The following is an 18,894-nucleotide window of genomic DNA, read 5'->3' as shown; positions in this document are numbered from 1 at the left end:
CTACGTTTCCATCATTTCCAGCCTGGCATCGAATTCATGTCCACAGGCGGTACATTGGATGCAGTCCGATTCGACGACGAATTCATCGGTTCGGATTCCCATACCTCCACAATCCGGACAGCGGGCCAGATGGACGCGCTCATCGTTCACCGTTTCGTATTGCGTTCCGCGAAGGCAATAGACCGGCTTTCCCTCGAGGAGCCATGGTCGCCCCTGCTTATCGACGACCGGCAGGACGAGATAATGATGGTTCACGTAGGCTTCCAGGTCCTCCTGGGTGGTGAAACCGTCTTTGATCAACTTGCCTCCGCGTGCCTCGTAGAGCGCATGATCTTTCACGATCGCCTTCGTCGGCCCCATAGCTCCCTCCCCTCGTTTAAGTTCAGATCGTCCAGTGTTTGCTTATGGCACACCCACCCCTCTCCCCCGAATTCGCGGTCTCAACGATCAATTCCACACAGGCTCGTGGCCACCAGGATGAAGTTCACCACCGAACCGTCATGCCGCTCGTCTGTGGATCATTGGCGGTTCTTGATTCATATCAACCGATCCACCGGCACCTTGCTCTGATGACCGTTGCGCCTCGTTGTCGTCAGAAGAGAGGAGGCGTATGCAGGCAATCAGCATCACGATCATGGCTACGAGACCGATGACGATTCCCCAATATGCCCAGGACATAAATCACCCGCTCGCGTCATGCGACGCGAGTCCTTTGTGAGGTTGACAGTACTGATTTCCGCAGTGGAATCCCTAAGACATCCGCGAAAGGCGACGTCCTATTGCACGCAAACGAATAGGATCGTCCATGCACGAACAGGGCATGGTACGAGAAAAGGGCCCGTCTGGTGAAGAACGTACACCCGGCAGGTCCAGATCGTTGGAACCGTGCTCCACGGAGGACCATGAGCACCACCTCCAGGATGAGGCGGCAGTGAGAGAATGATGTCAGCCTACGCCTCGGACGATAAACAGGTCAAGAGGGGGATCGTGGATGCTATCAGACACTATTCTTCGTGGCGGTCACGACGAGATAATCATATTGTTTCGGTGTGTTGACGTTAGGTATCTTGCCATAGACCAGTCGCGTTGGAAAAAGTAGTGGGAGGATGCTCTATGCGCAAGCGGTTGTGATGCTCGGTGCCGTTGGAGTGACAGTGGCAGCGCGATTCATCCTCTATCCCTCATTCCCGAGATAGTGCCAGATGCACGAGCCGAGTCCTTCAATGTCGAACCAGGGAGTAGCAGGCATAAAGATTCCGGCTCACCGCACCATGGTCTCCAGGCCATAGATGTGTCCGTCATTTTCCGCTAGACTGATCTTTCTAGAATGATCATGGCTGACACCGAGCTTACATGAGGAGAAGCCGTGGTCGGCTTCCGTAATGAGCGTACGGCACACCCGTGACGTCCCTCCCAAATATGACGCCGGACGGCGACAGACTTCATGGTCTGGCGCAGGCGCTGAAGGCCGGTGCCATCTACTTCCTTATTGTGGTAGGAGCGGAGTTTGTTTTGGAGGTCGTCCGTCTCCAAGTCGTCGCGCTGCATATCAGCGCGCGGCTTGCCGAGATGCTGGAAATCCCCAATGTGCTTCTGGCTACCATTATTGGTGCGCGATGGGTCGTCGATCGATTTACCTTGCCTCCCCTGCCCGGCATTCGCCTCGGCGTAGGTCTCGTAGCCCTGTGCCTTGTGCTGGTGTCGGAGTGGACCGTCGTACAAGCTCTTCAGATCCTCTCTGTTGATGGGCATGTCGCTGCTCATGACGCGACGATTGAGACGATTCCCATCGGTGCGCTGGGTGTGTTGACGGTCATGCCGTTTCTGGTCGGGTATCGATGGGAGCGCTGATCCATGCGCGTTCTCAGACTGTTCGCTGTTTTCTCGTTAATGAAGTAATAGTATGAAAGTCGCACGTCTTTGCTGAAGGAGTTTTCTATGAGCTGTCTCGGCTGGTTTGCGCGGTGTGTACTGGCGCTGTTCCTGGGCGTCCCCACCGCTGTGATCGCGTCAGACCCTTCCGATCCAGAGTCCGCCGTCCGCCGCATGGTACGCGCGAACGCCGAAAAGGACTTGCCGACACTGTCACGATTGATGGCACATGATGCCGATATCATCAGTTACGGGGTCGCCGGCCGTAAGTACGTCGGTTGGACCGAACTTGAGGAGGGCATACGGGAGGAATTCGTCAATTCCCAGAAACTCGAGATTCCGATCCGGGAGCTCAAGGTGTGGACCAAGGGAGACGTGGCCTGGTATGCGATGGAGCTCGACTATATTCGCTATGTTGCCGACGGACCCGGACTGAAACGGACGGTCTTACCTATGCGGGAAACCGGAGTACTCGAACGTCGCAACGGCAACTGGCAATTGTTATCCTGGCATGAGTCGTTTCGCTCCCCTCCACTCGGTGAGCCACTCACTGTACCGTCCGCCGGGTCTCGGCAACGCCTTGTCAGCAGCCCTGAAACTTCCACCACGCGCGACCTCAGTGGAGAATGGGAGATTCTCGAAGTCGAAGACGATAAACGGTATAAGGCGACGTTGGACAAGAACGGAAACGGCCCATATACCCAGCAGGGCGGACGTTTCACGACCACCAAGGTAGAAAACCGCCTCTGGCAGGGCACGTGGCAGCAACCGGGTAACGACCGTGAGGGAGGATTTGAAGTGCTCCTCTCGGAGGACGGCATGCAGGCCAACGGAACGTGGTGGTATACCAGAGTCGGCAAACAGAAAAATATTCCTCCGCGCGAACACGGTGGGACCTATCACTGGAGAAGACTCACGCCGCAGGTGAGCGGACGATGAGGTTGAGTTTGCGCCGTCCGTTACAGTCCAGCTCAATAATGCATAGGCATTCCAATTCATGTTGTGGCGGCTTCAGTGCCAAAATTGATAGAGTGCGACGATGGAGTCTGAAGAACGGACCACTCCCACGGAGCTGCGGATGAGCTACCGTTACATTAAGGAACACCCCTGGGTCGTGACGGCCGTGAACGGGTTTCTCTCCGCATACTTCATGGAGCGGCCGGATTTTCGAGTTTTGCGTCATTTTGATGAGCTGGAATCCGGGATGCATGTCTGGATCTGCGAAGTGCCAAGTACGATGAAGATGACGACGCTCTTACGAAGACTACAGGCCGATATTCCTGCCTGCCGGTATAGTCAGACCACAACGGGGCCGGCCGACTGTCGGCAGTATGTCATCGATTCCCCCGAACCACGCTGAAGACTCGGTCCATCGGCTGCATTATTTTTCAAAGCGAGTAGTCAGACTGGTGCGGAGGAGTATAATGCGTCATCATGAATCGTGTGCTCGTCCTCGGTGCCGGCAAAATCGGATCGCTGATCGCCTGTCTCCTCAATCAGCACGGCCGGTACGAGGTCCATTTGGGCGACATGACCCTCGATGCCGCCAAGCATCTCGTCGATGCTCTCGGCTTGGAACGGGTGACTCCCTGTCTGCTCGATGTCAGGCATCCCGATGCCGTGAGCACCTATCTTTCGGCCCACCGGTTTGATGCGATCCTGTCGAGTCTCCCCTATTTTTGCAATCCGACCGTCGCCGGGCTGGCCTTGACCCACGACCTGCATTACTTCGACCTGACGGAAGACGTCGAAGTGACGAACCAGATCAAGGTGTTGAGTGCGGGGGCGACGCATGCCTTCATGCCGCAATGTGGTCTCGCGCCGGGTTTCATCAGTATCGTTGCGCATGAACTGATGACCCATTTTGAAACGTTGGATACGGTCAAGATGCGTGTGGGGGCGCTTCCCGTGCATCCTAGTAACGCCCTGAAGTATTCGCTCACCTGGTCCACCGATGGACTCATCAATGAGTACGGCAATGTCTGTTACGGGATTGAACAAGGGGAGAAAGTCCCCCTGCAACCGCTCGAAGGATACGAAACGATCGAGTTGGACGGGCTGTTGTACGAAGCGTTCAACACCTCGGGAGGATTGGGAACCTTGGCCGACAGTTACGCTGGAAATGTGCGGACGATGAACTACAAGACACTCCGCTACCCCGGTCATTGTGAAAAAATCCATTTGCTCATGAAGGATCTCAAACTGAATGAAGACCGCGAGACCCTGAAGCGTATTCTCGAGCGTGCCGTCCCGCAAACCCTTCAAGACGTCGTCTTGATTTACGCTTCGGTGACCGGGACGAACAAGGACGGATTCTTCGAAGAAAACTATGTGAAAAAGATTTATCCGCACTGTATCAAGGGAAAACTCTGGTCGGCGATTCAAATGACGACCGCGTCAAGCGCCTGCGGCGTCATGGATCTTGTGTTGAAGAATCCATCGGCGTACCATGGATTTGTCACTCAGGAATCCATATTGTTGAAAGACTTTTTGGACAATGACTTTGGAGCCTGCTTCCGATGAGCACCATACACACTGCGCTAAGGGATCTTGGCATCCAGGCCGTGAATTCCGGCGGGAGTACCGGTAACAGCTGGTGGTCCGGTCGCAATGACGGATCCCTTCTTCCATCGATTAATCCGTCAACCGGGGAGCAAATCGCCGGCGTCTACCCTTGCTCTTCGGATGATTACCAGCGGATTGTGAAGGAATCGGTTGAGGCGTTCCGTGCCTGGCGGATGGTCCCGGCGCCGAAGCGTGGCGAGATGGTTCGGTTGATCGGCCAAGCCCTGCGCGAGAAGAAAGATCAATTGGGTACGCTGGTCTCGTTGGAAGTCGGCAAGATCAAGGCCGAAGGCGACGGTGAAGTGCAAGAAATGATCGACATGGCGGATTTCGCCGTCGGTCAATCCCGGATGCTCTACGGCGTGACGATGCAGTCCGAGCGGCCGGCCCACCGGATGAGCGAGCAGTGGCACCCGTTGGGACCGGTCGGCGTCATCACCGCGTTCAATTTTCCTGTTGCCGTGTGGGCGTGGAACGCGTTTGTCGCCGCCATCGCCGGTGATACGGTCATCTGGAAACCGTCGCCGAAGGCCCCGCTCTGCGCCGTCGCCGTACAACAGATTTGCAATCGGGTCATGCAGCAACAAGGCTATTCGGGAATTTTCTCCCTGTTCATCGCCGATCAACCGGCGCTTGCGGAGCAGATGGTGCAGGACGAGCGATTGCCGCTCATTTCCTTTACCGGTTCGGTGCCGGTCGGTCGAAGGGTTGCTTCGTTAGTCGGTCAACGATTGGGTCGGACCCTCCTCGAACTCAGCGGCAACAATGCCGTGATCGTCGATCAGACCGCCGACTTGGACATGGCCGCGCGCGCCATCCTCTTCGGTGCCGTGGGGACTGCCGGTCAACGGTGCACCACCACGAGACGCCTGCTGATCCACGAATCGCGGGCTGAGGAATTGGTCGGCAGACTCGTGAAGGCCTATGCGCAAGTGCATATCGGAAACCCGCTGGAAAAGGATGTTCTGATGGGGCCGCTCATCGACCAGGTGGCCGTGGAGGGCTATCGAGCCGCTCTTGATGAAATCAAGAAGGAAGGCGGTGAAGTGCTCTACGGTGGACATGTGTTGACCCGACAGGGGTATTTTGTGGAGCCGACGCTCGTTCGAGCGCAAAACCACTGGCCCATCGTGCGGCGTGAGACCTTCGCCCCGATTCTGTATGTCATGACATTCCAAACGATCGACGAAGCCATTCAGATGCAGAACGACGTTCCCCAAGGCCTCTCGTCGGCGCTGTTTTCGAATGAGGTGCGCCACAGCGAACGGTTTCTGTCGGCGGCGGGAAGCGATTGCGGGATCGCCAATATCAATATCGGAACTTCGGGAGCCGAGATCGGCGGCGCGTTCGGAGGGGAAAAGGACACCGGTGGCGGCCGCGAAGCCGGATCGGACTCCTGGAAAGCCTATATGCGCCGGCAGACGAACACGGTCAATTGGGGAACGGAATTACCGTTGGCGCAAGGCATCAAGTTTGGTTCGTGAATGAGGTGTAACCGTGGATCAAGCGCAAGTCCTCGATGACCTCATGGCAAGAACGGTCGCCGGCTATGTCGAGCACAACCGGGCGGCCGGTGTCCTAAAAGCGATGCTCGACGAAACCGGTGTGGGCTTCACGCCTGTCATCGATCATGTCACCATCCGGACACACGACATCGACCGTGGGGCCGAACCTTTCGTCAAGCTAGGGTATAGCTATGATGAGACCCTGCAGTACGACGATTGGTATGCGAAGGTCTACCGCAAGTCCGGCTATCCGGCTCTATTTGTAGACCAGGCCTACCCCGATGAGCGGGGAAAAACCAGTATCATCCCCGGGTGGGTAGACAAATTTGGCGACAAAGTGTTTCACCATGTCGCCGTTCGTGTCGAGAATATCGAACAGGCCGTCGTTCGACTGCAGCAAAAAGGGGTCGTCTTTGCCGGCAAGATCGTCGGAGAGCGTGGCGGTCATCTTCGGCAGATCTTTTCTTCTCCTGAGATGATCGATGGCCAGCCCTTCACCGTCTTGGAGTTGGCGGAACGTCATCGAGGTTATCTCGGCTTCCTGCCGCCTCAGGCCGACAGTCTCATGAAATCCTCAACCGGACGTTAGTTATCCGGGTATGTTGAGCTCCGCCTCTATACCCTGTTGCGAACGAAATTCTTGAGCGATCATATTCCTCACCGTCAGAAACCGGCGTATACCAAGTACAAGACAGGCCAGACCAGCCGCCATCGATAGCCCGCCTAACGCTTGGACATACGGGTGATCCAACCACCACACGGCCGGTAAACCGACTATCTCGAAGCCCAACGCAGTTCTGATATAGGCCAACAACGTCCGTTCATTGGCCAACTCGGTCCGTTGCCGGGCCAAGTGATTTCGGATTTCGTCCACTTATCCTCCTCCTCTTTCCTTATAACACAACACTTCCGTTCCCATTCGTCACCCTAGGGAGGAAGACAACCCGTTCTCAGGTACAAGCGGTCTTGTTCTCAGCCACCATACAAAAACCTACGGGGCGGCCTGGACATAACCTGAATCCTGGCAATCCAAGTACATCCACAGAAGTGGCATATTTTTAGCGAAGGGAAACTTAGTCGCAAGTTACACAGATAAGGAGGTCTCCATGGATCGAAGCAGAGTTGTGGTGATGTCATTCGTCATCGCGGTGGCCCACCATCGGGACAGTCTGGGCCGACTCGACCAAGGACAAGCTTCAGATGTCCCAGAATGCGAAGGTCACGATAGACCAAGCGGTCAAAGCGGCGACGGAGCGTGTGCCAGGAAGGTCATAGAGGGGGAATTGGAAAAGAAGCATGACATGACGGTGTGGAAAGTAGAAGTAGTCTCAGCCGACAACAAACATGGAAGTGCACATCGACGCGATGTCCGGCGCCATTATTGATCTGGAACAGGAAGAGGCAGCGAAGGGAAAGAGGCATTAGTCAATGATTTGCTTCGGCACGTAAAACAGTCGGAGAACATCGCCGGTTGCTCTTAGCTGTCGTCTCCGACGCTAAGGATCATGATTAGCCCATGTCCCGCAGCACATGATCGGGGTTCCGATCCCGCGCGATGGTCTTCATGAGCTGATCACCGAAGAGGACGACGACCCGATCTCGTTGGTCCTTCACCATCATCGACGCCGACGGTGGTTTGAAGGTAGAGGGATCCCCTTCCAACCAGGCGCTGCAACTGAACGGTAGCGCGTCGAGGATCGTTTCGACGCGGTATTCATGGCGGAGTCGGTATTGCAGCACGTCGAACTGGAGACGGCCGACCGCGGCAATCAACACTTCTTGGTCATTGAAACTCCGCATGATCTGCACCGTGCCCTCTTGCGCCATCTGGGACAAGCCCTTGTCGAACGCCTTGCGCTTGCCGACATCCGTCGGTCTCAGGCGCGCAAAGATTTCGGGCTGGAATTGTGGGAGCGGTTTATAGTTGAAACCTCCGGTTAGCGATACCGTATCACCGATGGCAAAGACGCCGGGATTGATGATGCCGATGATGTCGCCCGGATAGGCCTCTTCGACCGTGCTGCGTTCCTGCGCCACCAAACTATGCGGTCTTGCCAGCCGAATCTCTCGACCCAATCGGTGATGCTTCACCACCATATCGCGTTCGAAACGTCCGGAACAGATTCGGAGAAATGCCGTGCTGTCGCGATGCTTCGGGTTCATGTTCGCCTGCAGCTTGAAGACATAGGCGCTGAACGGCATGTCGATCGGGTCTACAGACATCTCGGAGCCGTCGTCACGATCAGCCGGCCGCACACCGGGACTTGGCGCCAGGTCCACAAACGCGTCGAGAAAGCTTTCAATCCCAAAATTCGTGAGCGCGGACGCGAAAAAAACCGGCGTGACTTCGCCCTGAAGAAACTGCTCCCGTGTAAAGAGATTTCCGGCGATCTCCAGAAGCTCCAGATCATGCTGCACGTGTGCCAGGGTCTCCTGAGACACCCGGCTGTGTGCTCCGAGCTCGGCCAGCGGCAACGTGTCCGTTTCGACTTTGGTCGCCCCGCCGTGCATGGTCTTGCTGAACAGCTGCACTCGACTATCGGCACGAGTGACAATGCCCACAAAGTCACTGCCCGACCCGATCGGCCAGTTGATCGCGCTCGCGTGAATATTCAACGCCTGTTCCACTTCGGTCATGAGGTCGAGCGGTGGACGCCCCGGCAGGTCCATCTTGTTGATCAAGGTCAAGACCGGGATCCGACGCATGCGGCAGACGGCGAACAGTTTGCGTGTTTGGGTTTCCACACCTTTGGCTGCATCGATGACCATGATGGCGCTGTCGGCAGCAGTGAGGGTGCGATAGGTATCTTCGGAGAAATCTTGGTGGCCCGGTGTATCCAGGAGATTCACCACGGCGTCTTTGTAGGGAAATTGCATGGCCGACGCCGTGATGGAAATACCGCGCTCCTGCTCCATGCCCATCCAATCCGAAGCGGTGGTCTTTCTACCCTTCCGTCCGCGCACCATGCCCGCGGTTCGGAGCAGGCCGGAGTACAGGAGCAGCTTTTCCGTCAACGTCGTTTTGCCGGCATCCGGATGACTGATGATGGCAAAGGTCCGTCTCCGCGCGACGGCGGCGGCAAGTTCGCTGAAGAGGGTCGTCTCAGTCGTCATAGCGTGCGCAGCATACCATATCGTAATGGCAAGAGGGTGATTCTCAAGAGGCGGTCAGCTCACCGGGGCACTCATAGCCGGCTCGCTCCAAGGCTCGGCGGACGGCGCCCAGTACAGCCGGGGTATCAGAATGGGGCAGCACGGTCACTTCCGGGGCAGTACGGAGCGCGGTGATCAACTGGTCAATGTGCGAACCCGCAAGCTTATCGCACGTTTCATATAAGCCATCCGGGCCTTCTTCCAGCACATTGTGTATGTCGAGGATCGAGCGGAGTGCGGCGACGATACCCGGAGTGGGCGTCGGCATGAGCAGAGAAGCGATTGCACCATGATCGAGCCGGAGCTTCGCCGCCATCGAGAGCGGTGTGCCTCCGTTCCATCGCTGTGCAGCCGGCAGGAGGATTTTCTCTTCCATCCCGGTGTGGCGGAGCAGGCCGGCTCGGAAGTGGTCATACGTTCCCTGCTCCACACAGCCTGAAGTAGCCAGAGCTGTCCGAAGGAGTTGTTCTAATCGCCGGTGATCCTCCGCTAAAAATTTGGCCACCGGACCCGCTTCATGTCCTTGTGGTGATTTCACTGTTTCAAGGAAGTGTTACCCGAGGAAATCACATGCCGCGCGTACAGGGATATCCGTACAGAGATATCTATGACGGATTCGAACGCAAAACACCGGAGACCGCTGAAACAAGATAGATGGTCTCGCTGGCGGATGCAACCTGTTAAACCTTGATTCGCTTAGATTCTTGATGTGGACGGAGAGGTCATGTTTGTCCACCGTCCGTTTGCTGGAATGATACTGATCGTGATAAGCGATCACAAGATCGCCCACCTTCCTGCTACCTAAGACTCGCGGACCATAAAGATTGCAAGGATAATTACTAGGTGAGCAGTCCCAGTTCATGTTTTATGGATCTTGACCTGAGCGATACCTGGTATGTCACGACAGGGTACCGGGTTATCGAGGGCGGTGTGGACAATGACGAGCGATTCGCATTTGCTTGGTACAAATTCGCAATCGTTTCACTTGGTACACCGTTCTGACGACATGGGGCGTGAGGCACATGGCCCATCATTATACGCATTATACGGCTTCATGTATTTCTGACCGTAGGGTCGTCTTATCCCTGCCAGACGTTTCCACTGTCTCTTGTTCTGTCCCAAACAGCCAAATGATCAACGTGCCAAGAAATGTAGCGTGGCCCACAACCAGTACAGCGATAATCACGACAATCCCCAGACCGATCCATGTATCAGGCGTAACAAACATAGAGGTTCCCCCGGACAATACAGATGATAGTGAAGATTGTACACCCGGAGGGAAGGGAAAGAATATTCAGCGCCAAACGGCTTGTGCGTAGACTGTCAAGACGGAGATGAGGAGGATTGTCAAGGCACCGAAGAAGGAAGCGGTCAGCGAGAAGGGACCATAAGGTTGGAACCGAGGTCGCCGAGTCCGAGGGAATCGCATGAGACAAAATGTCACGAAGGATGCGCCGGTGCCGATCAGAGCCAGCAGAATTTGATCACCATCCATTGTGCGTGCATGCCCTTCTCATTACATCAAGAAATATGCAAGCCCCCCACCGCCGGCCAACAGGAAGATCAGCCAGCGGAGTAGGCCTTCGCGCGCATCCGCTTGGGCTTCATCAACTCGATCTCCGAGGGCCGGTTGTGATCGGAGAGACGTCTCGATCACATCCTGGGCTTCATGGACACCGATGCCCTGTTCCAGGCGCACTGGTACGATCGCGTCGACCCAATGACCTCGCGATAGGGCGTCCACTACTGGTTGTGGAAATGTCGGGACGAGCGGAGATGTCGGTGGCTCGTCAGCGATCGGAGGTTGAAGGGTAGACAGCGGCATAGTTGAATAAGAGCGTACCACCGCGGAAGTCACCGTCGAAGAGAAACCAAAGAATCGGCGAGGAGAATCGACCGTCCTGTTCCCCCCTGCTCCGTGCTGATCTCGTCCCGTTGGTCATCATGGTGCGCCTGGCTTGCTTGCGATGAACAGTGCACCAGTGGAAAGCGGGATTTCGTCATAGCCGGATCGCCTTTCGATATGAAAGCCGGCGACACGCAACCATGCGCGAATGTCCGATGGACGGTACAGGCGTTGTCGATGGATCTCTTGGCCACGCCGCCATCGACCACGTACCAATCGAAGCGTTGTGATGCTCCGTATCAATATTCGCCGGTTCATGTCGACCACTCTGCCGGACATGACAGACCAATCGGTACCGATCTTTCCTGTCACCCATGTCAACGGATCGTCTTTGCGAGGAGGCATGCGAACATCGAAAGCAAATCCCACGTCTGCGGAAGGTAAGGTAATTGAGGACCTCGCCGGTCGCCACGATGGCGGTCCATGGAACGGTCGAATAAGCAAGAAAGAGGCGACACGAGACTTTCCGTGAGGCACCCGACGTCTTGCCAGATGAACCATTGATCGAGAGATGTCCATCCCAAGCGTCTCGTACCCGGCTCGGCTAAACACGGCCGTCGCTCCCACACACCCCAAGTCCAGAAGACGGCCGCCGCTTCGATGCTTGGTTCGTAACATGTGAACGATCCATGTCGCGGCACGAGCTGCTCCGTCGGAATATCCGCGATCATGAATATATGCGAGGTCCTCACAATACATAGTCACGCTCCTTCACAAGGAGACTTCAGCCGTCATATTATATCCAACGCGCGTTCACCGCTCCCGCCCAAATTCCTCCTCTTTCTTCATATTTTCGACGTCCAGTGTAGAATGTCTCGGAGAGGGATACATGTATATTCGATTGTTTTCAATCCTCCTGGCCACCGTTGGTGGGAGCCTTTGGGAGGCGGCCGGTGTTGCCGAGACAATCGGAACCACGAATGAACTCAGCGGACCCGTTCGCAGTGTCACGATCAAGAGATTGGGCTACTCCACAACCGAAACCTATGATCGCGCCGGGCATCTCATCGAGGCCGCCGTTGACATTGCACATGCCAATACCTCCACATATTCATTGTTCCGGTATGACCGGGAGGGACATCTCCAAGAAGAACTCGCTCTGGACCCCAGCGGGAGATTGCTGTTTAGGAAACAGGTCGTCTATGCGCGAGACTCACGGGGCCGAGAGACCGCATCAGTGACGACCTCAGATGACGGCGGTTTTCAGCATGCCGAGTTTTTACAGTACGACCAACGAGGGCACCTTTGGGAACAACTGTGGGTCAACCATTCGATCGCATACAAGAGTCTGTTCGATATATTCGGGCGGCGCATTTATTCAGCCCGGTACAGTAAAGGTGAGCTCTTCAGTGAATTGACGCACCGGTATGATGCACAGGGACGGTTACGTGAGCTCGTCATGTACGACGCGCAAGGAGTAGTGTCCGGCAGGGTGGCGAGCGACTATGATGATCTGGGAAGGCGTGTACGAGCGACGACCGAAACGTTCGGCGATAATCAGCCGCGCAAGTGGATCACCACTTATGAATACGACGCGATGGGCAACTGGACTAAGGAACTGACGACAGAACAATCGTCCTGGTCACAGAGCGCGACAGCTTCCGTTCCTCTCGTGCAAGAACGTTTCATCCAATACTATAGTCCTGCAGAGCACAAGACTCCCTGAAGCGTGGCCGTCTTTCGTGCAGAAGACAGTCATGTCCTGCACATCAACCAGTCACGCCTGAGCATTCGATTCATACTCACTCGGGATTGAAGTGCCGGCGTACCCTTCTCGCCGTAGAAAGTCAGGCAGGTCATCATTGGGCTTTGAGCATTGGGGAATGGGACTGTTGGAATGAGCTCACACGAAAGCAGCGCCGTCAAACGGCGGACAGACTTTGTTCACAGCGAAACGCCGTGGCGTTGTGGGACGGAGCTCCCCCCAATTCCTGTTGGTGGCGAAATGCGGAGATGGCGATTGTTTTTTCGATATGCGTCAGCCCACGAACTTGAGAAGCGGCATGCTCGAACTCATACAATGTCACGTTCCTTTGTCGACAAAACCATTGAATGAATGGTTTCCAGACAGGCTCAAAGTGATGAAACCACCACGCCGGCGTCATGTCTCCTTCCGCAGCTTCACAGGATGACATCTGCAAGGTCTGAAGTCGTGCCATCGAGCTACGGTCATACCCATATTGATGATGTTCACAAGCTGCCAGTAGGTGTAGAGGAAACATGCCATCGTGTCCCGTTAGGTTATCCACAATATCCCCACCCCGTTCAGTACTACGCATAACAAATTGTTCTGATGCGAAAGCAATTCAGGTGCCTAAAGCACAATATTTTTTATTTGAGAGTAATATGAACTTTTCGGGCAAGCCGCAGCTACTCGATTGTATCAAATCGTGTCCACTTGTATTATTCTGGAACACTGATATCGATCAAGACAAACTCCATGCATCTTGGAAGATGTACACTGCGTTCCAAAATAGAATCGAATCATTCGCATTTGTGAAGATCCCATGCAGTTACCCTCCACACACGATGAATTCTGATCATCCCAAGGTGTTCTATTGTGAGACACTGCTTGTAGAATGTTTTGGATGGAATAGGGAGCTGATCACGACTTACAAGATCACAAGAACACATTGCATGCGAATTGTTGCAAAGGCAAATCAATATATTGTGGCCCTATTACTCTCTTCATGGTGTTTCATTGTGAAACACTTCATGCGTGCCAGGCAGCTTTCATTTTCAGAAATGAAAACGATTACCTTGATACGCGAGAGCACGCGAGTTGTTTCTAGGTCGCCGATCGAGATGTTCTCTTCACAGCAGAACGGAGATCAGGGAGGTTATAGAGTTTTGTGATTGTGGAAAACAGCGTCGCTACACCGATTGAGGGAGTGGAGGGATCTGCGCCAAGGCGGCATCTGCGGTTGCAGATTCATGCGGCATTTCAGCCTTATTCTTGAATTTTGCAGGTTTCTTAGGCCTGGGGTTGGAGTTGTCAGGTGTGAGCGGAATTGCAGCTGGCACAAATTTTTCCAATCCATAGGCGCGCAGTTTCCGGTACAATGTCGAACGGCTCACCTCGAGGTCCCTTGCCATTCGGGTCAAGTTCCCTCGATGCAAACTGATTGCTTTTACCAGCAACTCCATTTCTATCCGGCGGTGAGCCGCCCGCAGAGAATCCAGGGAACCTTCCGTCCGAGGTTCTTCGTCGGCCAGATCCAAGTCCTGCGGAGTAATTTCGGTTCCTTCCGCCATGACAACGGCGCGTCGAACTCGATTGCTTAATTCCCGTACGTTCCCCGGCCAGGAATAGGAACGAAGCACGCCGACGGCTTGAGCCGTATAGCCTCGGATCGGTTTGCGATAGGTCGTGGCGGCACGTTTGAGAAAGACCATCGCCATGAGCAAAGTATCCTCGCCCCGGTCGCGCAGTGGTGGGAGATGGATATGCAACACGCCGAGTCTATAATAAAGATCCTCTCGAAAGAGGTTCTTGTCGATCGCGGTTTTCAGGTCGACATTGGTCGCGGCAAGAACCCGCGCATCGACATGGAGTGTCTCTTGTCCACCGACCCGTTCGAACGTGCCTTCCTGTAAAAAACGAAGCAGCTTGACCTGAAGGGCGGGTAGTAAATCTCCGACTTCATCGAGAAACAACGTACCGCCCGCTGCGGCCTCAAGTTTACCTTTCTTTTGGTGGACGGCCCCCGTGAAGGCGCCACGTTCGTGACCAAACAGTTCGGATTCCAATAAGGTTTCCGGGATGGCTCCGCAATTGATTGGCACGAAAGGTCCGTGTTTCCTGGGGCTTCGCTCATGGATCGCCTGCGCAGTCAATTCCTTCCCAGTGCCGGTCTCGCCGGTAATGAGAACCGGCATCTCGGTATTCGCCATCTTGCGAACCAAGTCAAAGACCGTGCAAATGGCGGGACTCGCTCCCACCATTTCGTTAACGGTTTCCACGGGCACCTCCCACTGTGGATCCCTACAATGACATCCCTGACGTTGTGCTTTTATGGCTCTGGGTCGCTGTACGATCTGAGACGGCCATCTCGGGTTCGAATGGCCTTATTCGAATATAAATGGATTCACGCCAGTGTGTGATAGTGGCGATGCCCCATACGTATAGCCCTAGCCTTATATCATAGATACGCAGTAAGGCTCTAGCCGAAATACTTGCACAGTTCTACATAATCTTCGAAATACAGAGCAGCTATCCGGTTGTTACAACCCGCCTCATTTGCCTTATCCCCCGGGGAGTAGCATTGGTTGGTCATGGTGGTTAAGGCGTAATAGCCCTAGTCATTTTCTGCAGCTAGGGCTTTTAGGATCTATTTCGATCACCTGTGGATAGCCTTATGCGCACCGTTTCAGGAATCACTGAACGAAAGACGTCAGAGGAAGAGTGGAATTTAAATCATTGATTCATTAGTCCCACGTAGTCGATCATGAAGTGACCGAACAGGCCACGGACTCTGGCGGTGTGCCAGACCGTGCCAGACATCGAGACCGTGGAGCGGATTCTGAACCCTGTCGAGTTCTATTGATTCGGAGAATCACATGTTCGATTGGATGAGTCATTCAGAGATGTGGGTTGCGCTGGGCACCCTGACGGCCCTCGAAATCGTGCTCGGAGTCGACAACATCATCTTTATCTCCGTCCTTGTCGGCCGGCTACCCCCGCACCAGCGGAACATTGCCCGTCGTCTGGGGTTGGGGCTGGCGATGATCGCACGATTGGGATTGCTGTTCTCGATTTCGCTCGTGATGAGCCTGACCGCTCCACTTTTCACGGTGCTGAGCCAAGCGATATCCGGTCGAGACTTGATCCTGATTGGAGGAGGGCTGTTCTTGCTCGCAAAGGCGACTCATGAGATTCACGAGAGCTTGGAAGGTTCGGATGAAGAGGCAGGGTCGTCGGTTCCAGCCGGTTTCGGAATGATGTTGTTGCAGATCACCGTATTGGACCTTGTCTTTTCGTTGGATTCCGTCATCACCGCCGTCGGACTCGTGGACGAAGTCTCCGTCATGGCGACGGCCATTATCGGCGCCGTGCTGGTCATGATGTTCGCCGCCCGTTCGATCGGCGATTTCGTCGATACGCACCCCACGATCAAGATTCTCGCTCTCTCTTTTCTCATTCTTGTCGGAGTGACGCTGATGGTGGAAGGGTTTGATGTCCATGTCCCGAAGGGGTACATCTACTTTGCGATGGCGTTCTCCGTTGCCGTGGAGATGATCAATCTGCGAATACGCGCACGCACAACACCCTCCGTCAAGCTGCACAACCGGTATTCGAGCGGCAAGGCGAAACCTCTGGAGTGCGAACGTTGATGCCGGTTCACTCGGTAGGTGGGTGAATCGTTCTCCTTCTACACCGGCGGCAATGGAGTGCCTTCCATACCGACCATGAGTTCGGTAATGTGGCACTTGCCGAGATTCACGGTGAACAAACTGGTGCCTCGAAACGCGCAGTTCGTGGGATGGCAGAGCACGATGGCCTCTCGATCGCGCCAGATCGTTTCGACGGTGCCGTCCACCGTGATTCGATACACCGCACTCGGCTCATAACAGGAGACGTACAGCCGTCCTGAGCTATCCATCGCCAACCCATCGGGAACAACATCGATGGAAGCCACATGCTCTTTTCGCCCCGCCTGTCCGCTTGGTGTGAGCGGGATCCGAACGATGCTTCCGGGAAAACTTTCCACCACATAGAGCGCTGAACAGTCCGGCGTGAACGCCAGGCCGTTGGCGAAGTTGAGCGGTTCCCGGTACCACAGCTCGCCGCGGCCGTCGGGCGTGAACCGAAAAATCCCGGGCCCGGGCTCCTTGAACTCATAACTATCGGAGATGTATAGACGGCCTTGGACATCGAACGCGGGATAGTTCGGAATACGGAGCCGGCGCCCCTCAGCCTCTTTGGCGAACAACTCCAGTTTTCCGGTCTCCGGACGGAAACGAAACACCGCCGCGTGGCGGGAGTCGCAGATAAACAGATCACCTTCCGCATTGAAAGCCATTCCCAGGCAAAAGCCTCCCGTATCCCCGACTTGCTCCATAGTGCGGTCTTCGAGGGATAGGCGAAAGATTTGTCCTTGTTCGCCGCCGCAGTAGAGTCGTCCCTCCTGGTCAAATGCCAGCCCTTCGGGATGATCCAGTTGCGGTCTTGTCATGGTTCCGTCAAAAACAATCTTGACTTGTTCCTCGCTGAGGACCATCCGGGGCTCGTCTAGCATCGTGGCCGATTTCGACACGAAGATATCTCCAATCTTTCCTCTTGCATCCTCTGCATGCGTACATGCGTTACGGGCCGGTAAGAACTGGGAACTACCCGAGCACGAGGGAAAGGCAGTACCGCCGCGTTGGAAGCACAATGGATGTATCTTGGAAAATTCAGCGTGAGTGAGGGGCTGAGGATGGTTTTTGCACAGATAATGGAGGCGCCAACTGCTCGAGAGACCGCCCTTCCGCATTGATGCCCAGCCACAGCTCCATCGCCGCACCGAGAAGCATCATGCCTCCGCCCACGAGATATCCGTAGAAGACGCTGGTGGTTGACGTTTCGATCAGCATTCCGTAGATCCACGGCGCTGCCACGCCGGCTCCCTGTGCCACGATGAAAAAGAAGGCGATCGCCATCGCGCGGATTTCCATCGGAAAGATCTCGCTCACGGTCAGATAGGCGGCACTCGCCCCCGCAGACGCAAAAAAGAAGATCGAGGACCAGATCACCATGTGCGTGAACAGCGTCAAAGAACCAGCCCAAAATAAATATCCTGTGACGCCCAAGAGAAGACCGGCCAGGCCGTACGTGAGGCTGATCATGGGCTTGCGGCCGATCGTGTCGAACAGTCGGCCCAACACGAGTGGGCCCAAAAAGTTGCCCAATGCGAACGGCAAGATGTAGAGGCCGATGGTGCTGCCGGGCACGCCATAATATTTCGTGAGCAGAAGAGGATACGTGAACGACACGGCGTTATACATGAACGATTGTGTGACCATGAGACCAATGCCCAGCACGGTCCGCCGTGGATACGATTGGAATAGTTCTCGGGCCACGGTCGCGATCGTCGCGTGTGGGCGGGCATGGACCGTGATTGTGCCGTGGGAGGCCGTGAGCGATGTGCCCTGATGTTGCGCCACTTGACGCTCAATATGCGTCACGATGGCTTCCGCGTCATGCACCCGGCCGTGGGTCATGAGCCACCGTGGGCTTTCCGGGATGACCCGCCGAACGATGATGATGGCCACTCCCAGCACGGCACCGAAGACAAAACAGAGCCGCCATCCGATGGATTCGGGAAAGATCGCCGGGTTCAACAAGAGCAGTGTCAACAATGCGCCGGCCGCGGACCCGAGCCACCACGTGCCGTTGATCGCCAGATCGGTGTGGCCCCGGCTTCGAGCGGGAATCAATTCATCGATCGCGGAATTGATGGCGGCGTATTCGCCTCCGATGCCGGCTCCGGTTAAAAATCGGAAGAACATGAAACTCGTGAGGTCCCATGAAAAAGCCGTGAGCACCGTTGCCGTGAGATAGAGTGCCAACGTGATCATGAACCATTTTTTTCGTCCTTGGCGGTCGGTGAGATATGAAAAGAACAGCGCGCCCATGACCGATCCTGCCAGATACGCGGATGCTGTGAGGCCCACTTCGGATTGAGTGAGGTGCAATGCGTCAGGGTGAGTCAACATCGGACCAAGCGAGGCCACGATGGATACTTCCAGTCCGTCGAGCAACCAGGTGATCCCCAATGCTCCGACGACGAGCCAATGCCAGCGTGACCAGGGTAGCCGGTCCAGACGTTGAGGGATATCGGTGGTTATGGGACAAGCGGGATCTGAAGCCATTCCGTCATGGTAGCATGCCGATAGAGCGGAATATCGGAT

The 18,894-nt window shown here is 55.3% G+C and carries 23 protein-coding genes; 10 read left to right on the top strand and 13 right to left on the bottom strand.

What is annotated here, in order from left to right; all coding sequences use genetic code 11:
* Both A4E19_12970 and A4E19_12965 read right to left on the bottom strand, forming a co-directional pair.
* A complete protein-coding gene (locus A4E19_12970) occupies positions 1-360 on the bottom strand; it encodes a hypothetical protein (GenBank protein ID OQW37586.1) in 360 nt (119 codons plus the stop codon).
* A gap of 138 nt (positions 361-498) precedes the next feature.
* Positions 499-678: a hypothetical protein gene (locus A4E19_12965; protein ID OQW37585.1), complete on the bottom strand. Its 180-nt coding sequence runs from the start codon at positions 676-678 to the stop codon at positions 499-501.
* Positions 679-1,419: 741 nt separating this feature from the next.
* Between A4E19_12965 and A4E19_12960 the strand changes: the two genes are divergently transcribed.
* The 6 genes from A4E19_12960 (at position 1,420) to A4E19_12935 (ending at position 6,531) form a co-directional block, all read left to right on the top strand.
* The gene (locus A4E19_12960) at positions 1,420-1,851 is read left to right on the top strand and encodes a hypothetical protein (GenBank protein OQW37584.1); all 432 of its coding nucleotides are present in this window, start codon (positions 1,420-1,422) and stop codon (positions 1,849-1,851) included.
* An 87-nt stretch (positions 1,852-1,938) separates the two neighbouring features.
* Positions 1,939-2,811, top strand: coding sequence for a hypothetical protein (locus A4E19_12955; GenBank protein OQW37583.1), 873 nt, complete (start codon positions 1,939-1,941; stop codon positions 2,809-2,811).
* Between the two features lie 100 nt (positions 2,812-2,911).
* Positions 2,912-3,232, top strand: coding sequence for a hypothetical protein (locus tag A4E19_12950; GenBank protein OQW37582.1), 321 nt, complete (start codon positions 2,912-2,914; stop codon positions 3,230-3,232).
* A 74-nt stretch (positions 3,233-3,306) separates the two neighbouring features.
* Positions 3,307-4,395 carry a saccharopine dehydrogenase gene (locus tag A4E19_12945; protein ID OQW37581.1) on the top strand — a complete coding sequence of 363 codons (1,089 nt, stop codon included), beginning with the start codon at positions 3,307-3,309 and terminating at the stop codon, positions 4,393-4,395.
* Positions 4,392-5,921 carry an aldehyde dehydrogenase gene (locus A4E19_12940; protein OQW37580.1) on the top strand — a complete coding sequence of 510 codons (1,530 nt, stop codon included), beginning with the start codon at positions 4,392-4,394 and terminating at the stop codon, positions 5,919-5,921. The genes A4E19_12945 and A4E19_12940 overlap by 4 nt, the downstream gene beginning before the upstream one ends.
* 43 nt (positions 5,922-5,964) lie before the next feature.
* A complete protein-coding gene (locus tag A4E19_12935; GenBank protein ID OQW37661.1) occupies positions 5,965-6,531 on the top strand; it encodes a hypothetical protein in 567 nt (188 codons plus the stop codon).
* Here the strand turns inward: A4E19_12935 and A4E19_12930 are convergent, their stop codons facing one another.
* Positions 6,532-6,816: a hypothetical protein gene (locus A4E19_12930; GenBank protein ID OQW37579.1), complete on the bottom strand. Its 285-nt coding sequence runs from the start codon at positions 6,814-6,816 to the stop codon at positions 6,532-6,534.
* 232 nt (positions 6,817-7,048) lie between these two features.
* On the opposite strand from A4E19_12930, the gene A4E19_12925 reads away from it, so the two are divergent.
* Entirely contained in the window at positions 7,049-7,327 is a 279-nt protein-coding gene (locus A4E19_12925; GenBank protein OQW37578.1) for a hypothetical protein, read from the top strand.
* Positions 7,328-7,451: 124 nt separating this feature from the next.
* On the opposite strand, the gene A4E19_12920 is transcribed toward A4E19_12925, so the two are convergent.
* The 6 genes from A4E19_12920 to A4E19_12895 all read right to left on the bottom strand — a co-directional run bounded on the left by A4E19_12920 (position 7,452) and on the right by A4E19_12895 (position 11,700).
* Positions 7,452-9,056, bottom strand: coding sequence for a peptide chain release factor 3 (locus A4E19_12920; protein ID OQW37577.1), 1,605 nt, complete (start codon positions 9,054-9,056; stop codon positions 7,452-7,454).
* Between the two features lie 43 nt (positions 9,057-9,099).
* Complete coding sequence (locus tag A4E19_12915) at positions 9,100-9,633, bottom strand: cation-binding protein (GenBank protein ID OQW37576.1); 534 nt, start codon at positions 9,631-9,633, stop codon at positions 9,100-9,102.
* A 504-nt stretch (positions 9,634-10,137) separates the two neighbouring features.
* Positions 10,138-10,323, bottom strand: coding sequence for a hypothetical protein (locus A4E19_12910; GenBank protein ID OQW37575.1), 186 nt, complete (start codon positions 10,321-10,323; stop codon positions 10,138-10,140).
* 66 nt (positions 10,324-10,389) lie between these two features.
* The gene (locus A4E19_12905) at positions 10,390-10,590 is read right to left on the bottom strand and encodes a hypothetical protein (GenBank protein ID OQW37574.1); all 201 of its coding nucleotides are present in this window, start codon (positions 10,588-10,590) and stop codon (positions 10,390-10,392) included.
* A 21-nt stretch (positions 10,591-10,611) separates the two neighbouring features.
* The gene (locus A4E19_12900; protein ID OQW37573.1) at positions 10,612-10,794 is read right to left on the bottom strand and encodes a hypothetical protein; all 183 of its coding nucleotides are present in this window, start codon (positions 10,792-10,794) and stop codon (positions 10,612-10,614) included.
* Positions 10,795-11,037: 243 nt separating this feature from the next.
* Positions 11,038-11,700: a hypothetical protein gene (locus A4E19_12895; GenBank protein ID OQW37572.1), complete on the bottom strand. Its 663-nt coding sequence runs from the start codon at positions 11,698-11,700 to the stop codon at positions 11,038-11,040.
* Between the two features lie 130 nt (positions 11,701-11,830).
* Between A4E19_12895 and A4E19_12890 the strand changes: the two genes are divergently transcribed.
* Complete coding sequence (locus A4E19_12890) at positions 11,831-12,667, top strand: hypothetical protein (GenBank protein OQW37571.1); 837 nt, start codon at positions 11,831-11,833, stop codon at positions 12,665-12,667.
* A gap of 196 nt (positions 12,668-12,863) precedes the next feature.
* Here the strand turns inward: A4E19_12890 and A4E19_12885 are convergent, their stop codons facing one another.
* On the bottom strand, positions 12,864-13,160 hold the full coding sequence (locus tag A4E19_12885) for a hypothetical protein (GenBank protein ID OQW37570.1): 297 nt from the start codon (positions 13,158-13,160) through the stop codon (positions 12,864-12,866).
* A 187-nt stretch (positions 13,161-13,347) separates the two neighbouring features.
* Between A4E19_12885 and A4E19_12880 the strand changes: the two genes are divergently transcribed.
* Positions 13,348-13,857 carry a hypothetical protein gene (locus A4E19_12880; GenBank protein OQW37569.1) on the top strand — a complete coding sequence of 170 codons (510 nt, stop codon included), beginning with the start codon at positions 13,348-13,350 and terminating at the stop codon, positions 13,855-13,857.
* Between the two features lie 18 nt (positions 13,858-13,875).
* Here A4E19_12880 and A4E19_12875 read toward each other — a convergent pair whose 3' ends face one another.
* Entirely contained in the window at positions 13,876-14,946 is a 1,071-nt protein-coding gene (locus A4E19_12875) for a hypothetical protein (protein ID OQW37568.1), read from the bottom strand.
* A 615-nt stretch (positions 14,947-15,561) separates the two neighbouring features.
* Here A4E19_12875 and A4E19_12870 point away from each other — a divergent pair.
* Positions 15,562-16,335, top strand: coding sequence for a hypothetical protein (locus A4E19_12870; protein ID OQW37567.1), 774 nt, complete (start codon positions 15,562-15,564; stop codon positions 16,333-16,335).
* Positions 16,336-16,373: 38 nt separating this feature from the next.
* Here A4E19_12870 and A4E19_12865 read toward each other — a convergent pair whose 3' ends face one another.
* Positions 16,374-17,222, bottom strand: a complete 849-nt coding sequence (locus tag A4E19_12865) for a hypothetical protein (GenBank protein OQW37566.1) — start codon at positions 17,220-17,222, stop codon at positions 16,374-16,376.
* Between the two features lie 175 nt (positions 17,223-17,397).
* Complete coding sequence (locus A4E19_12860; GenBank protein OQW37565.1) at positions 17,398-18,855, bottom strand: MFS transporter; 1,458 nt, start codon at positions 18,853-18,855, stop codon at positions 17,398-17,400.
* Positions 18,856-18,894 lie beyond the last annotated feature (39 nt).

Origin of the sequence: Nitrospira sp. SG-bin1 (assembly GCA_002083365.1) — a bacterium.
GTDB lineage: Bacteria > Nitrospirota > Nitrospiria > Nitrospirales > Nitrospiraceae > Nitrospira_D.
The sequence above is the reverse complement of the archived record's forward strand: the minus strand, read 5'-3'. Positions and strand labels throughout refer to the sequence as shown.

Coding starts and splice junctions, on each gene's coding strand:
- A4E19_12970 (OQW37586.1), bottom strand. CDS start 360: ATGGGGCCGACGAAGGCGATCGTGAAAGATCATGCGCTCTACGAGGCA.
- A4E19_12965 (OQW37585.1), bottom strand. CDS start 678: ATGTCCTGGGCATATTGGGGAATCGTCATCGGTCTCGTAGCCATGATC.
- A4E19_12960 (OQW37584.1), top strand. CDS start 1,420: ATGACGCCGGACGGCGACAGACTTCATGGTCTGGCGCAGGCGCTGAAG.
- A4E19_12955 (OQW37583.1), top strand. CDS start 1,939: ATGAGCTGTCTCGGCTGGTTTGCGCGGTGTGTACTGGCGCTGTTCCTG.
- A4E19_12950 (OQW37582.1), top strand. CDS start 2,912: ATGGAGTCTGAAGAACGGACCACTCCCACGGAGCTGCGGATGAGCTAC.
- A4E19_12945 (OQW37581.1), top strand. CDS start 3,307: ATGAATCGTGTGCTCGTCCTCGGTGCCGGCAAAATCGGATCGCTGATC.
- A4E19_12940 (OQW37580.1), top strand. CDS start 4,392: ATGAGCACCATACACACTGCGCTAAGGGATCTTGGCATCCAGGCCGTG.
- A4E19_12935 (OQW37661.1), top strand. CDS start 5,965: ATGGCAAGAACGGTCGCCGGCTATGTCGAGCACAACCGGGCGGCCGGT.
- A4E19_12925 (OQW37578.1), top strand. CDS start 7,049: ATGGATCGAAGCAGAGTTGTGGTGATGTCATTCGTCATCGCGGTGGCC.
- A4E19_12920 (OQW37577.1), bottom strand. CDS start 9,056: ATGACGACTGAGACGACCCTCTTCAGCGAACTTGCCGCCGCCGTCGCG.
- A4E19_12910 (OQW37575.1), bottom strand. CDS start 10,323: ATGTTTGTTACGCCTGATACATGGATCGGTCTGGGGATTGTCGTGATT.
- A4E19_12905 (OQW37574.1), bottom strand. CDS start 10,590: ATGGATGGTGATCAAATTCTGCTGGCTCTGATCGGCACCGGCGCATCC.
- A4E19_12895 (OQW37572.1), bottom strand. CDS start 11,700: ATGTATTGTGAGGACCTCGCATATATTCATGATCGCGGATATTCCGAC.
- A4E19_12890 (OQW37571.1), top strand. CDS start 11,831: ATGTATATTCGATTGTTTTCAATCCTCCTGGCCACCGTTGGTGGGAGC.
- A4E19_12885 (OQW37570.1), bottom strand. CDS start 13,160: ATGGCACGACTTCAGACCTTGCAGATGTCATCCTGTGAAGCTGCGGAA.
- A4E19_12880 (OQW37569.1), top strand. CDS start 13,348: ATGAACTTTTCGGGCAAGCCGCAGCTACTCGATTGTATCAAATCGTGT.
- A4E19_12875 (OQW37568.1), bottom strand. CDS start 14,946: ATGGTGGGAGCGAGTCCCGCCATTTGCACGGTCTTTGACTTGGTTCGC.
- A4E19_12870 (OQW37567.1), top strand. CDS start 15,562: ATGTTCGATTGGATGAGTCATTCAGAGATGTGGGTTGCGCTGGGCACC.
- A4E19_12865 (OQW37566.1), bottom strand. CDS start 17,222: ATGGTCCTCAGCGAGGAACAAGTCAAGATTGTTTTTGACGGAACCATG.
- A4E19_12860 (OQW37565.1), bottom strand. CDS start 18,855: ATGGCTTCAGATCCCGCTTGTCCCATAACCACCGATATCCCTCAACGT.